The sequence below is a fragment of the Acinetobacter sp. YH12132 genome, from assembly GCF_013418645.1.
Classification (GTDB): domain Bacteria; phylum Pseudomonadota; class Gammaproteobacteria; order Pseudomonadales; family Moraxellaceae; genus Acinetobacter; species Acinetobacter indicus.
On the sequence record NZ_VPBR01000004.1, the window covers coordinates 124,289 to 137,956 of the forward strand.

Below are 13,668 nucleotides of genomic sequence, written 5' to 3' on the forward strand. Positions count from 1 at the left end.
CTTGTATTCACAGTTTCTCTTTCGCTATAGTTAGCTTACGCAAGCTAATGAAAGTATAAGCGATCATGCTGTTGAAAACCGAGATGAATCTTATAAAAATCATTGGAACCCTGTTGTTTTTGGGCGCCGCGGGCACCCCGCTGTCGCATGCACAGAAAATCAATTGCGAGCAGGCCAACACGCCTGCTTTCAATAAAATCTGCCATGCCGATTTACAGGAGATTCGTGAGCAGCTCAATGATCAGTTTCTGACAGCTTTTCTGGTGACCGATGCCCCGCTGCGTATTCTGCAAGATACCCATCAGCTCTGGTTTAAACGTGCGCAGCAGTGTAAAACCACCGAGTGTTTTAAACAACAGTTTGAAGCGCGTCTGGATCAGTTAAATTTCTTTAGCTCGATGAACCAGAGCATGACCCAGCATTATCTGAAATTTGAACAGGGACAACTGGCCAAGCAACCGGTACATTTGCAGATTCATCAACTGAATAAAGACAGTATTAAAATTGAAGGTGTGGCCTATCGCAGTCCAAACAACAAGCTAGATACCCAAACCATTTCCTTACTGGCTTATACCTCACCGCAGCAAAAGCAGCATATTATTGACAATGAACATGACTGCAATTACCAGCTCGACTTTCAGAAGGCTTATCTGGCGGTGCGTACTGAACAAAAAGGCTGCGAGCGTTTTAGTGGTATTTATCGACTCTATGATTAAAACCTGACAGCGCTTTACATCACCCACCACAAAATCAATGGCAAACTGAACGCCGCACACACAGTCTGCAGGCTAATCACACTGGCCATCAGCTGGCTATCTCCCCCCAAAACTTTGGTCAGAATATAAGCCGATGAGGCCGTCGGCAAGGCAAAAAACATCACCAGAATCTGGGTATGCAGGGCCGGCAGATTCAATGCCAGACAGGTCGCCAACGCAATCATCGGCATCAACAGCAAGCGTCCAAAAGTGTTTAATAACAAGGTCCGCAGATCTTTACGCAGCCCCTGAAACTGTAATGCTGCACCAATACACATCAAGCCCAATGGCAAACTGGAAATGGCAATCTGTTTTAAATAATTTTCAAAGCCAATCCATAAGCGTAAATTCAGCAGATTAAACACCCCGCCTGCAATACAGCCTAAAATTAAGGGATTTTTCAATAATGATAACAGGATGGATTGCAAGCGCATCCCTTCTGAATTGGTCAGGGCCAAAACCGAAAGCACATTGACCAGAGGAATGCAAAACACCAGCAGAATAGCAAACAGCGCCATACCCTGCTGATAAAACAAAGACGCCGACAGCGCCAGACCGATATAGGTATTAAAACGCACCATGCCCTGCATATACACGCCAAAACGTGCCGCTGCAGTGCCATACAGCGCCTTGAGGATATATAACAGACAAACCGCAATCAGCAGGGTCAGACCCGCTCCCAGCATCATGTGGCGAATTTCGCTGGCCTGAATTTCAGCATGCGCCAGGCCCAAAAACAGCATCACCGGGAACAGCAGATAGTAGTTGAGCTTTTCTGCACCGTGCCAGAATTTATCTTCTAAAAACCTAAAGCGCTTGAGTACATAGCCCAACGCAATCAGAAAGATTAAAGGAAATAGCGCAACCAGAATTATATTTGCCATCGTTTATCCATACATATCGCGGTCTGCCCAGGACGGCAGCATCTCAATCCATTTTTTTAATGGCAGTTCAAAATCTTAAAGCAAAAAGATATTTTATTTAAAGCCTGAGTATAAGCCAAATAGCCCGTTGAATTGACAGCGATTTGCTTCATTTTGATGGATTTATTTTGCCAGAACCCGGCAGATGATCAGCATCTCTCCTAAAGCCCTGTTACTTTAAAACAGAGCTTAACTGAATGTTCTCATTACCCGGTCACCGGATAATGCTGCGCAATTTCCTGACTAATCATCAATGCTGTCGCCGCAGATAAGGTCCAGCCCAGATGCCCATGGCCAGTATTATAAAATACCCGTGGATGCTGGCCCTGCCGAATCACCGGCATCATATTTGGCATCATCGGACGTAAACCTGCCCACGGCACCACGCTTTCGGTTGAAATATCAAAATTCCGCTGCACCCAGCGCACCAGTGGCTGAATCCGGTCATGGCGAATATCGCGATTATAACCATTAAATTCGGCCGTTCCGGCAATCCGCAGCCGATCTGTGCCTAAACGTGAGGTCACAATTTTGGCACTTTCATCTAGCAGACTGACCCAAGGTGCCTGCTTTTGGCTCTGTTCATCCTGTAAATTGACGGTAATGGAATAGCCTTTGACCGGATAAACATTGACCCGATCACCTACCTGTCGCGCCAATTGATAGCTCCCCACACCGCCGCAAATCAGCACGGCATCGGCATGTAAGGTTTCCACCATCGGCTGATCTGCCAGCGGATCTTCAATGGCTGGCCTATAACTCAGCTGTACCTGCTGGGCGTCTAGCTGAATATCATGAACATCCCGGCCGAAAATATAACGTACACCCTGCTGCATGGTGACTTGAGCCAGCCCCACCGTGAATTTATGAATGTCGCCGGTGGCATCTCCCGGGCAGTAAAAACCTGCATAATATTGCCCAGTTAGACTTGGTTCAATCTGTCGGATTTCATCCAGACTGACCTGATAACGCTCCAGCCCCCCCTGACAGAGCAAATCATTGACCCGAATTGCAAAGTCAAAATCCGCTTTATTATGATAAAAATGTAAAATTCCACGTTTTTCCAGATTGAAATCAATCTGTTCCTGGTCTGCAATTTCAAATAAACGTTTGCGTGCCAGAAGTGCCAGGCGCACTGTTTCCTGGGTATTGTGTTCATAGTTGCGGATATTGCTTAAGAACTCGATCAGCCAGCCACACTTATGCAGATCAAATGCAGGATTTAATAAGAGCGGCGCCGACTTTTGCGACATCCATTTCAGGCCTTTCAGTACAGTGGCTTTCTGATTCCAGACTTCTGCATTACTGGCCGATAACTGGCCACCATTGGCATACGATGTTTCCATCGCCGGGTATAAATGCCGGTCAATCACCGTGACCTGATAGCCTAAACGCATCAGCTCGTAGGCTGAAGTGACCCCGGTAATTCCTGCACCAATGACAACAACATGCGGCATAAAACGCTCCTTGGAACAGCTGTTCCAGACGTGATGCCCCATCTGTCAGGGTACCTGAGAGCTTCGATTGAACTGATGTTCAGCCCAACCATCCCCTTCGGTGAGCACTGCGCGTGCTTCTCTCCAGATTTTTGAATTATTACGGTCCTTTTGCCTGAGAGTTTCCGGGGTCGTTGCTCCTTCGGCGAGCACCAAGTGCCGCTCTCCCGCAATAATTTTTATTGTATAGCTTGAATATGAGCAAAATCCGGGCCAAGCACGAGTAGAAATTTGTATCTGATGTTCAAGAAACCTCAAAATCTGGATATAAAAAAACTGCCCCAATTGGAGCAGTTTTTTGAATCAGCTTCAAACAGCGTGTTAGCGTACAATCCCGCGTTTAGACTGTTCTAGTGAATCAATTAAACGCTGTGCTTCCGGCACTTCTGGCAGAATCTCTGCACGGATTTTCTGAATGGCTTCTTCAGTGGTTAATCCTGATTTGTAAATCAGTTTAAAGGCGTCCCGTAATCCTTGAATCACATTTTTCGACCAGCCTTTACGACGCATACCTTCAATATTCATAGCAAAAGCATGCGCAGGATTACCCGAAACCATCACATAGGCCGGTACATCTTTCAGAATTAAAGATGCGCCACCAATCATGCTGTAAGAGTCAATTTTACAGAACTGATGAATACCCGAGTTTCCACCCACCACCACATAATCACCGACATGCACGTGCCCTGCGACACCGACATTATTGGCAAAAATATTGTGATCACCCACGATACAGTCGTGAGCAATATGCGTATTGACCATCAACAGGTTGTGGCTACCAATTTTAGTGATGCCTTTGTCCTGAACCGTCCCGCGATGTAAGCTGGAATGTTCACGAATCAGGTTATAGTCACCAATTTCCAGCCAAGTTTCTTCACCCTGATATTTCAGGTCCTGACAGACTTCGCCAACACTTGCGAACTGGAAAATCTCATTATGCTCACCAATACGGGTATAGCCACCCACCACCACGTGTGAATGCAGCTTTGTACCCGCACCAATGCTGACATTCGGACCAATAATACTATAAGGTCCAATTTGCACATCAGGCGCAATGACTGCAGAGGAGTCAATTATAGCGGTGGGGTGAATGAGGGGGTTATTGCTCATGCTTGCTCTGTTTTCTGATGCGAAATCATAATTTCCGCGGTTGCTGCAACAATGCCATCGACCGTGGCGATACAATTATATTTGTAAATACCACGTTTCTGCATTACTAATTCAGATTTTAATACAAGTTGGTCGCCTGCAACCACTTGTTTTTTAAATCTAACTTTTTCGGCACCGGCAAATAGGAATAATGCACCCGCAGTCGGTTTCTGATTATTCATAATAAAGCCAAGCACGCCTGAAACCTGTGCCAGCGCTTCTACAATCAACACCCCTGGCATAATTGGATATTCAGGGAAATGTCCTTGTAAAAACTCTTCATTAATCGAAACGTTCTTATAACCCACAATCCCATTGTCAGTTACATCAACGATTCGATCTACCAATAAGAATGGATAACGATGTGGCAAATATTCACGGATGGTTTGAATATGCATTGGCAATTCAGGTTTCGTAAATGTTGGGGTATTCGACTCAGTCATCATAATTATTTACGCAATTTTAAAGTTGATTCAAGGGACTCAATTTGAGTCTGCATATGATCGAGTCTTTTCTGCAATTGGGTCAATGGCACATCTGCTAATTGTCTAAAGCGAATCACCGCGCGTTTCCATTGCGCATTTGGTAATGCACCGGTGCCCGAAGAATAGGTTCCTGGTTCAGAAATACTCTTTGTGACCATTGACATTCCGGTTAAAGTCACGTTGTCAGCAATAGAAAGATGACCAGAGACCCCACATGCGCCTGCCAGAATACAGTTTTTGCCAATGATAGTACTGCCGGCAATACCGCATTTTGCAGCGATCGCAGTATTGGCCCCTACTTTCACGTTATGGGCGATTTGCACAAGGTTATCAATTATGACACCATGTTCCAAAATTGTGTCATCCAGCGCACCGCGGTCAATACTACAATTCGAACCAATTCGTACATCATTACCAATCTGTACTGAACCTAACTGTGCAATACGGTGCCATTTGCCCTGATACGGAGCAAAACCAAAGCCTTCACTCCCAATCACGGTATTGGCATGAATGCGGACCCGGTCAGCAATTTTGGCTTCACCAGTGATGGTGACATGCGAATCAATAAAACATTCTTTACCAATTTCAACAAAATCATCAATTTTGCTATGCGATTGGATAATGGTTTTATCACCCACCACACAATTTTCACCCACCACCACATAATGGCCAATATAAGCACTTTCGGAAATGATCGCTGAGGGATGAATTTGTGCGGTACTTTCAATACCGGTTTGAGTGTGCCTACGCTCAAAGACATGGGTTAAAATTGCAAACGCCAAATAGGGATTTGCCACCACAATAAAGTTCTGATGCGTATCAAGCTGCTGCTGTAACTCGGGCGTGACAATTAAAGCACCCGCTTTAGATACTTTTGCCTGCTCCACATACTTGTCAGCATTGACAAAAGCAATGTGCTGCGGTTTAGCAAGCTCCAGGCTCGCTAAACCCTGGAGACCTAAATCGGCCTGACCGACCAGCTCGCCCTGGACCAGACGAGCAAGTTCTTCTAAGCGATAATGTTGATAACTCATTGATTACTTGATTGCATTAACCTTTTGAATCATTTTATCAGTTAAATCATACTTAGGGTCATAGGCAAGTGCTGAGTTTTTGTTCAAAACCACATCTAAATTATTTTCTTTACGCAATTGTTCTGCTGCCTGCTTGATGCGCTGCTCAAAACTGTCATTCATTTTTTGCAGATCAGCCTGCACTTTGGTCTGCAAACTTTGCTGTAAAGTATTAAATTCTTTTAACTTGGCCTGATACTGCGCCGATAATTTCTGCTTATCGGCTTCAGATAAATTTGCTGACTGCTGGGCACGTTGCTGTAATGTTTCCAGCTCTTTACCCAGCTGTTCAAGTTTAGTGGTTTGAGGTTTAAGCGATTGTTGCAATGCACTATTTTGCTGTTTTAAATAGCTGCTGCTTTCAACCACACGCTCTAAGCTGACCACACCATAACCTGCCGCCTGTGCCGCTGCGGCACAGGACAGTGTAAAACCTAAAACAGCCAGTTGTATCTTCTTCATCTTGATCTATCCCTATTTCAAGCATCCATGAACAGACCGTACTTAGAACGTACGGCCAATTTCAAACTGGATATTCTTGGTTTCATCACCTGGTTTTTCATTCAGCGGATATGCATAACTTAAGGACAATGGGCCAATCATGGTAATCCAGGTAAAGCCTACACCGACGCTATAACGCATATTGCCAAAGTCAAAGCCAAAGTTATCTTCACAGTACTGTTTACTACTTACTGAATCCCCATTTACGAAAATATCATTATTAGAAACATTACATTGAGTATCGAATACTTGTGCACCTTCAGCAAAAATCACCGGACGAACCTGACGTGCCCAGTCCCCTTTAAATGGTACCGGCAAAGCCAGTTCAGTACCAAACTGTACTAAAGCATTACCACCCACTTCTTCTGGAGATGGATCAGTCTTTCCAATATCAGAGAAATAAACACCTGGATATTTTGGTCCTAAGGTACTGTTGTCATAACCACGTACCGAACCATAACCACCGGCATAGAAGTTCTTATAGAATGGTAAGTCATTACCATAACCCACCTTACCATAGCCACGCAGCACAAAATCTTTGCCCAGCGGATAATAGGCCTGTGCATCATAGGTAACTTTTTGATATTCCACATCACTGCCCGGTAAAGCAATTTCTGCATTCACCCGATGCGACATCCCCATTGTTGGGAAAATCGGACGGTTAAGGGTATTATATGACCAACCTAAATTTAGGTTATAAGTCAGGAAGTCTCCCTTAAACTCTCGACCATATGGGATGGTTTGAACTAGAGTTCCATTTTCATCCACACACTCCCCATCTGCATTGATATTTGCTGGACAATGATCGCCTCTTTGTGTTTCTCGACCACCATGGCTTTCTAAATAATCTGCCACATAAGTCGATACATAAGGACCAGTTGTCACTTCAGTATTATCAATATTTAAGCCCGCACTAATGCTCTGGTTTTCATCAATTGGATAACCAAAGTTAATTCCGCCACCAAAACTGTCGGTCACATAGTTGTTAACGTTATAGTCATCATCCAGTTTGGTTTTACGGTAGTACATATTATAACCGCGACGCACACCATCAATGGTAAAGTACGGATCGGTTACGCTTAGGTTATAGTAGTCCTGTGTTTCAGAACGCGACAAGTCAATCGACACGGCATTACCGGTACCCAGGAAGTTGGTCTGGCTTAAACCGGCCTGGAAAGTTACACCGCCACTTTGCGAGAAACCCACCGCCAAGGTACTGGTACCTGAATGCTGTTCTTCTACCGCAACGTTAAGATCAACCTGATCCGGTACATTCGGAACACGCACCGGTTTAATATCCACGGTTTTAAAGAAACCAGTACGTTCTAAACGGACTTTAGACAGATCAATTTTTTCGTTACTGGCCAATGCACCTTCCATCTGGCGCATTTCACGACGTAGCACTTCATCGGCAGTTTTGGTGTTACCACTGAAGTTAATGCGGCGTACTGTGACTTGCTGACCCGGGTTGATGTAATAGTTCAGATCAACCTGTTTGGTTTCTTCATTAATTTGTGGCACCACATTCACTTCTGCATAGTAATAACCGGCATTACCATACTTGCGAAGCAGCAGCTGTTTAACCGCATTAACCTTTTCTTGCGAATAGGTTTCACCATCTTTATAGATTTGCAGCGCTTTTAATTCTTCTGGTGCATATAAAGCATCACCCAGGAATTTGGTTTGACCAAATTTGAACTGCTCACCTTCATCAATCGACACTTCAATGAAGATGTGCTGCTTGTCTTCACTTAAGTTCAGGCTCGAATTATTGATATTAAAGTTGATATAACCACGGTTTAAATACAGCGCACGTAAAGCTTCCAAGCTTGCTGCCATTTTCTCACGCGCATAACGGTCATTACGTGAAATCACAGAAGCCCAGCCACTTTCTTTGACTGCAAAGGCCTGTTTAATTTCGCTGTCTTTAAAGACGGTATTGCCAATGATATTAATATCAAAAACTTTGGCCGCTTTACCTTCAATAAACTCAATGGTCAGGTCAACGCGGTTATTCGGACGCGCTGTGGTAATGACTTTGACATCGGCATCATAACGGCCTTGCTGCATGTATTGCTGTTCAAGTTCCGCTTCTAGCGTTTGCAAGGCAGACTTTTTCAGCACTTCACCTTCAGCCACGCCCATTTTCTTTAAGCCTTCTTCAAGGGCTTCTTTGGGAATTAATTTATTGCCTTTAAATTCGACTTTCGAAATGATCGGACGTTCCACCACCTGAAACACCAAGGTATCACCTTGCTGGGCAGCTTTAATATCATCGAATAAACCTGTGGCATACAGGCTGCGAATTGCATTTGCAATGGTGGCATCGTTGACACGATCACCACTATTTACAGGAATCATTCCATAAACATTGGCTGGCGTTAAACGAACAAGTCCGTCAATTTGTATATCTCTTACGATAAATTCATCTGCTGCATATACTTGTTGTACTGCTGCCATAGCACTAACCAGTGCCAGAGGCATAAATAAATGTGTGTGCTGCATGCCAGTCTTTTCCAATGTTAAATTTATTGCCTATCCACGTTGTTATAAACGCATAAAATCATTAAATAATGCCAGAAGCATCATGCTACCGAGCAATACCATACCAATTTTTAAACCAACTAATTGTATTTGTTCAGAAACAGGTTTACCACGAATTAGTTCTATAAAATAATAAACCAAATGTCCACCATCCAGCATTGGAATTGGCAGTAAATTTAGAATACCCAAGCTTACACTCATTAGGGCCATAAACGAAATAAAAGTTTGCCAGCCCATTTCAGCGCTTTGTCCTGCCACCTTGGCAATGGTAATCGGGCCAGACAGGTTATCTAAACCAATCAGACCACGCACCATTTTGACGATAGAGTTCAAAATCATCGAAGAGATTTGACCGGTTTTATCGACCGCCATCATTAAGGCTTCTGTAGGACTATATTGAATGGTTTGTTTATATTCTTCAGGAATTGTTATTTTTCCAGGGTCACTTTGTACACCTAACATACCGGTGGTGTTGCCCATATTGTCGCGTTTGGCCTGCGGCATAATTTCCAGCTGTACCCGCTGATCTTGACGCAACACATCAATGTTCAACAGTTTCTCTGGCGATGCCTGTACCACTTGTACCACATCGTACCAGTCTTTCATGACAACACCGTCAATCGCTAAAATCTGGTCACCTTCTTTCATCCCTTGACGAATGGCAGCGCCATCTTCACTCAGTTTGCTGACCACTGCTGGAATATTCGGACGATATGGCGTAAAGCCCAGCACCTCAAGTGGTGACTGAGATTGATCTTTCAAGAAATCTTGAATCGGTAATTGAAAGTTTTGTGGCTGACCATCGCGGTTGGCCTGAATATGAATGGTACCTGTTTCACCAGCACGATCCACCAGCGCAAAATTCAGTTTTTCCCAGGTGCTGACCTGGGTACCATCGACTGCGGTAATCCGGTCACCCGGCTGCATATTCACTTCAGCCGCAGGCGTTTGTGGCAAGACTTTCCCAACACGGGTATTCAGCTGTTCCTGAGACGGTAAAAACAGAATCCAGAACAGTACAATCGCAAAAACCAGATTAATTAAAGGACCTGCCGCGACAATCGCGATCCGTTTCCACGGATGCTGACGGTTAAAAGCAAAAGGCAGATCTTCTTCTGCCACATTGCCCTCACGTTCATCCAGCATTTTGACATAGCCGCCCAAAGGCAAAGCCGAGAGCTGATATTGAATACCGGATTTCTTCGAGGTCCATTTCAGCACTGTCGGGCCAAAACCAATAGAATAAACCAGGACTTTGACCCCCAGTTTGCGTGCAACAAAGTAGTGCCCAAATTCATGAATTGCAATTAACGGCCCCAACAAAAGAATGGCCGCAACAATAATAAATAAGGCACTCATGTCTTAGCTTCCTGTCTGAATCACACACTGCTGTGCAAAAGCACGGGCATTCTGGTCTGCCTGAAGAATGGTTTCAATTGAATCTGCGGCGCGATTGGCCAGATGATTCAGGGTCTGTTCAACAATTTCTGGAATCTGGGTAAACCCAAGCTGGTTTTGCAAGAAAGATGCCACTGCAATTTCATTGGCCGCATTTAGCAAGGTCGGTGCAATACCACCTGCCTGCATGGCCTGACGTGCCAGCTTTAAGGCCGGGAAACGCGTGGTGTCCGGTGCCTGAAAATTCAGCTGTGAATGGATAAATAAATCCAGCGGCGGAACATGCGTCTGCAGACGTTCCGGCCAGGCCAACGCATGCGCAATTGGCGTACACATATCCGGATTACCCATTTGCGCCAAAGTTGTTCCATCGACATATTGAACCATGGAGTGAATAATACTCTGTGGATGCACCACCACTGTAACAAATTGTTCTTTTACTGCGAACAAATGGCAGGCTTCAACCAGCTCCAGACCCTTGTTCATCAGGGTGGCGGAATCGACGGAAATTTTTTGACCCATAGACCAATTGGGATGTTTACAGGCTTGCGCCGGGGTCACACTGTGTAACTGTTCCAGACTATGATTTAAAAATGGCCCACCCGATGCGGTCAGCAGAATCTGCTGCACACCCAGTTTTGGTTGACCATTACGCTCGACCTCAAAATAGTTTTGCGGCAGGCACTGGAAAATTGCATTGTGTTCGGAATCGACCGGCAATAATAAAGCGCCATGATCACGCGCTGCCTGCATCATCAGGTCACCGGACATCACCAGGGCTTCTTTATTGGCCAGTAGCACGCGCTTACCGGCCTGCACTGCGGCCAACGTTGGCATTAAACCTGCGGCACCAACAATTGCCGCCATCACCACATCCACTTCAGGATGTGAAGCCACAGCTATTAAACCAGCTTCATCACAGAGGATTTCAATATCGGCAAGATTGGCCTGCTGTAACAGCTGTCTTAAGGAATCGACCTGTGCAGCAGGTACCACGGCCACTTTGGGATGAAACTGTTTGCATATTTCAACCAGCTCAGCAATACGACTGTGAGCCGTTACGGCATATACCGAATATTTTTCAGGATGTTGTTGCAGTATTTTTAAGGTGCTTTGACCAATTGAACCTGTAACACCCAATATACAAACAGCTTGTAACATCTATAAATCTACGCCAATAAGTTTCAGTACATACATGCTTGCAGCAAAGATTGGAGCCGCTGCGAGCAAGGAGTCAATGCGGTCCAGCACTCCACCATGTCCTGGCAGAATACGACCAGAGTCTTTAATTCCGGCACGGCGTTTGATCATGGATTCAAACAGATCGCCCAGTACCGAACTAAATACGGTTATCATGGACAGAATCAGGAATAAAATATGTTGGGTCAGGCTTAAGTCCAGATAGACAATTTCCACGAACAGCACAATCAGGATGGCGGTAAACACGCCACCATATAAACCTTCCACCGATTTGTTTGGACTGACATGTGGTGCCAGTTTCTTTTTACCAAACTTGCGTCCGACAAAATAAGCGCCAGAATCTGCACCCCAAACCAGCAGGAACAGATACATCAGCCACCACGGTGAATGGGTCCAGACCGCATAAATGGCAGTCACGGCGGCAGAAATCAGCACAAAGCCAATAAAGTTCAGGCTTGGATTGTACCAGCCATCATATTCAGGATAGGATTTGACCCAATACAGGCTGAGCAGCCAGGTTAAAATCGAGGCTGACCACAGCAATAACGTAATATCACTAAAATATAAAGCAAGCGCGGAAAGAGCGGCGGTCACCAGACCATAACCCCAAGCCATGGGCTTGATGACATATTTTGTTGTTCTTGGCATGAGTTTGAACCACTCATAGCCCGCAACCCCTGCTGCAAAAATCATCAGCACAAACATTGGATAATGGGACTGAGTTGCAAACATACAGCTCAGCACCACAGCGACCAATACCAATGCGGTAATTATCCGCTCTAACATGTATTAATTCTCAAGTTTCTCTTGTTGGATTTGCTCTGAAGTTTTTCCAAAGCGACGTTCGCGTCCTGCAAACACATGAAACGCATCATCCAGCTCTTCCACACTAAACTCTGGCCACAAGGTCGGAGTAAAGTACAGTTCGGCATACGCGGCCTGCCAAAGCAAGAAATTGGACAGCCGATAATCACCACCCGTACGGATCAACAGGTCCACAGGCGGTAAATCACCTAGGCACACATATTGACCGAACAGCGTGCTATCAATCTGCTCCAGCGCGACTTTATTGGCCAGCACATCAGCCGCAATCTGTTTAGCTGCTTCTGCCATATCCCACATGCCACCATAACTGATGGCAATGGTTAAAGTCATGCTACTGAACTTAGCAGTCCTTTGTTCAGCATGCAACATCAAGTCACGAAGATGTGGAGATAAACGGCTGCGATCGCCAATAAAACGCAAGGCAATCTGGTATTTTTCCATGCGCGGCATTTGCTCATGAATCGTGTCTTCCAGCAATTGCATGAGTAAATCAACTTCATATTGCGGACGATTCCAGTTTTCACTTGAAAATGCAAAAACGGTGAGTGCCTGAATGTGTTTGCTGCGACAATAGTCAACAATCGGATCTAGAATATTTTTACCTTCACGGTGACCGTCGCCTTTTTGCAATTGATTTTTCTTGGCAAAACGGTTGTTGCCATCCATGATGATGGCAACATGTTTTGGAAGCGTCTGACAGTCTTCAGATGTGGTCATCGACAATTAGACCTTCATCAACTCAGCTTCTTTAGCAGCCAAACGCTTGTCGACTTCAGCAACATATTTGTCGGTGATTTTCTGGATATCATCACCTGCACGACGTTCATCATCTTCAGAAATTTCTTTTTCTTTCAACAATGCTTTGATATCGCCCAAGACGTCACGACGGATGTTACGAATCGCCACTTTGGCATTTTCCGCTTCAGAACGCGCAACTTTCTGCATGTCTTTACGGGTTTCTTCGGTTAAAGCTGGTAGCGGCACACGAATCGAATCAGCGGTAATCGGGTTCAGACCGAGGTCAGACTCACGAATCGCCTTGTCAATTGCAGACACCATGGTACGTTCAAATGGCTGTACGATTAGAGTACGTGAATCTTCAACACCCACGTTCGCCACCTGGTTTAACGGCACATCTGAGCCATAGTAAGGAACCATCACACCGTTTAAGATTGATGGATGGGCACGGCCGGTACGAACTTTGGCAAAACCTTGCTCCAAAGACTCCAGAGTCTTTTGCATACGCTGTTCGCTGTCTTTTTTAAGATCGTTAATCATATGATCTTCCTTACTTAATTCTTAAAGATGTAATTACTAAA

General features: G+C 45.0%; 13 protein-coding genes and 1 riboswitch. Of the genes, 1 reads left to right on the top strand and 12 read right to left on the bottom strand.

The window, feature by feature from the left end; genetic code table 11:
• The first annotated feature begins 65 nt into the window (after window positions 1-65).
• Entirely contained in the window at window positions 66-716 is a 651-nt protein-coding gene (locus FTU67_RS06215; protein WP_005177627.1) for a hypothetical protein, read from the top strand.
• A gap of 14 nt (window positions 717-730) precedes the next feature.
• Here FTU67_RS06215 and FTU67_RS06220 read toward each other — a convergent pair whose 3' ends face one another.
• The 12 genes from FTU67_RS06220 to frr form a co-directional block, all read right to left on the bottom strand.
• Window positions 731-1,639 (bottom strand): AEC family transporter, encoded by a 909-nt coding sequence (locus FTU67_RS06220; protein WP_104488970.1) that lies wholly within the window; start codon window positions 1,637-1,639, stop codon window positions 731-733.
• Window positions 1,640-1,884: 245 nt separating this feature from the next.
• Complete coding sequence (locus FTU67_RS06225) at window positions 1,885-3,135, bottom strand: D-amino acid dehydrogenase (RefSeq protein WP_180061550.1); 1,251 nt, start codon at window positions 3,133-3,135, stop codon at window positions 1,885-1,887.
• Between the two features lie 132 nt (window positions 3,136-3,267).
• Window positions 3,268-3,354, bottom strand: a riboswitch (glycine riboswitch).
• A 141-nt stretch (window positions 3,355-3,495) separates the two neighbouring features.
• Window positions 3,496-4,284 carry an acyl-ACP--UDP-N-acetylglucosamine O-acyltransferase gene (gene lpxA / locus FTU67_RS06230; RefSeq protein WP_016658197.1) on the bottom strand — a complete coding sequence of 263 codons (789 nt, stop codon included), beginning with the start codon at window positions 4,282-4,284 and terminating at the stop codon, window positions 3,496-3,498.
• The gene (fabZ, locus tag FTU67_RS06235) at window positions 4,281-4,766 is read right to left on the bottom strand and encodes a 3-hydroxyacyl-ACP dehydratase FabZ (protein WP_087662207.1); all 486 of its coding nucleotides are present in this window, start codon (window positions 4,764-4,766) and stop codon (window positions 4,281-4,283) included. Before fabZ ends, lpxA begins: the two co-directional genes overlap by 4 nt.
• A gap of 5 nt (window positions 4,767-4,771) precedes the next feature.
• Window positions 4,772-5,842: a UDP-3-O-(3-hydroxymyristoyl)glucosamine N-acyltransferase gene (gene lpxD / locus FTU67_RS06240; protein WP_180061551.1), complete on the bottom strand. Its 1,071-nt coding sequence runs from the start codon at window positions 5,840-5,842 to the stop codon at window positions 4,772-4,774.
• Window positions 5,843-5,845: 3 nt separating this feature from the next.
• Window positions 5,846-6,343 carry an OmpH family outer membrane protein gene (locus tag FTU67_RS06245; protein ID WP_075168192.1) on the bottom strand — a complete coding sequence of 166 codons (498 nt, stop codon included), beginning with the start codon at window positions 6,341-6,343 and terminating at the stop codon, window positions 5,846-5,848.
• Window positions 6,344-6,385: 42 nt separating this feature from the next.
• Complete coding sequence (gene bamA, locus FTU67_RS06250; RefSeq protein WP_180061552.1) at window positions 6,386-8,887, bottom strand: outer membrane protein assembly factor BamA; 2,502 nt, start codon at window positions 8,885-8,887, stop codon at window positions 6,386-6,388.
• Window positions 8,888-8,929: 42 nt separating this feature from the next.
• Entirely contained in the window at window positions 8,930-10,285 is a 1,356-nt protein-coding gene (gene rseP, locus FTU67_RS06255) for an RIP metalloprotease RseP (RefSeq protein ID WP_180061553.1), read from the bottom strand.
• A gap of 3 nt (window positions 10,286-10,288) precedes the next feature.
• A complete protein-coding gene (gene ispC / locus FTU67_RS06260; RefSeq protein WP_180061554.1) occupies window positions 10,289-11,485 on the bottom strand; it encodes a 1-deoxy-D-xylulose-5-phosphate reductoisomerase in 1,197 nt (398 codons plus the stop codon).
• A complete protein-coding gene (locus FTU67_RS06265; RefSeq protein WP_180061555.1) occupies window positions 11,486-12,310 on the bottom strand; it encodes a phosphatidate cytidylyltransferase in 825 nt (274 codons plus the stop codon).
• Window positions 12,311-12,313: 3 nt separating this feature from the next.
• Window positions 12,314-13,066, bottom strand: a complete 753-nt coding sequence (gene uppS / locus FTU67_RS06270; protein WP_005177599.1) for a polyprenyl diphosphate synthase — start codon at window positions 13,064-13,066, stop codon at window positions 12,314-12,316.
• Window positions 13,067-13,072: 6 nt separating this feature from the next.
• Window positions 13,073-13,627 (bottom strand): ribosome recycling factor, encoded by a 555-nt coding sequence (frr, locus tag FTU67_RS06275; RefSeq protein WP_005177597.1) that lies wholly within the window; start codon window positions 13,625-13,627, stop codon window positions 13,073-13,075.
• Between the last annotated feature and the right edge of the window lie 41 nt (window positions 13,628-13,668).

Bases quoted from the DNA above. Each gene is read 5' to 3' on its own strand.
- FTU67_RS06245 (WP_075168192.1), bottom strand. From the start codon at position 6,343: ATGAAGAAGATACAACTGGCTGTTTTAGGTTTTACACTGTCCTGTGCC.
- uppS (WP_005177599.1), bottom strand. From the start codon at position 13,066: ATGACCACATCTGAAGACTGTCAGACGCTTCCAAAACATGTTGCCATC.
- lpxD (WP_180061551.1), bottom strand. From the start codon at position 5,842: ATGAGTTATCAACATTATCGCTTAGAAGAACTTGCTCGTCTGGTCCAG.
- fabZ (WP_087662207.1), bottom strand. From the start codon at position 4,766: ATGACTGAGTCGAATACCCCAACATTTACGAAACCTGAATTGCCAATG.
- rseP (WP_180061553.1), bottom strand. From the start codon at position 10,285: ATGAGTGCCTTATTTATTATTGTTGCGGCCATTCTTTTGTTGGGGCCG.
- FTU67_RS06225 (WP_180061550.1), bottom strand. From the start codon at position 3,135: ATGCCGCATGTTGTTGTCATTGGTGCAGGAATTACCGGGGTCACTTCA.
- FTU67_RS06220 (WP_104488970.1), bottom strand. From the start codon at position 1,639: ATGGCAAATATAATTCTGGTTGCGCTATTTCCTTTAATCTTTCTGATT.
- FTU67_RS06265 (WP_180061555.1), bottom strand. From the start codon at position 12,310: ATGTTAGAGCGGATAATTACCGCATTGGTATTGGTCGCTGTGGTGCTG.
- frr (WP_005177597.1), bottom strand. From the start codon at position 13,627: ATGATTAACGATCTTAAAAAAGACAGCGAACAGCGTATGCAAAAGACT.
- bamA (WP_180061552.1), bottom strand. From the start codon at position 8,887: ATGCAGCACACACATTTATTTATGCCTCTGGCACTGGTTAGTGCTATG.
- lpxA (WP_016658197.1), bottom strand. From the start codon at position 4,284: ATGAGCAATAACCCCCTCATTCACCCCACCGCTATAATTGACTCCTCT.
- ispC (WP_180061554.1), bottom strand. From the start codon at position 11,485: ATGTTACAAGCTGTTTGTATATTGGGTGTTACAGGTTCAATTGGTCAA.
- FTU67_RS06215 (WP_005177627.1), top strand. From the start codon at position 66: ATGCTGTTGAAAACCGAGATGAATCTTATAAAAATCATTGGAACCCTG.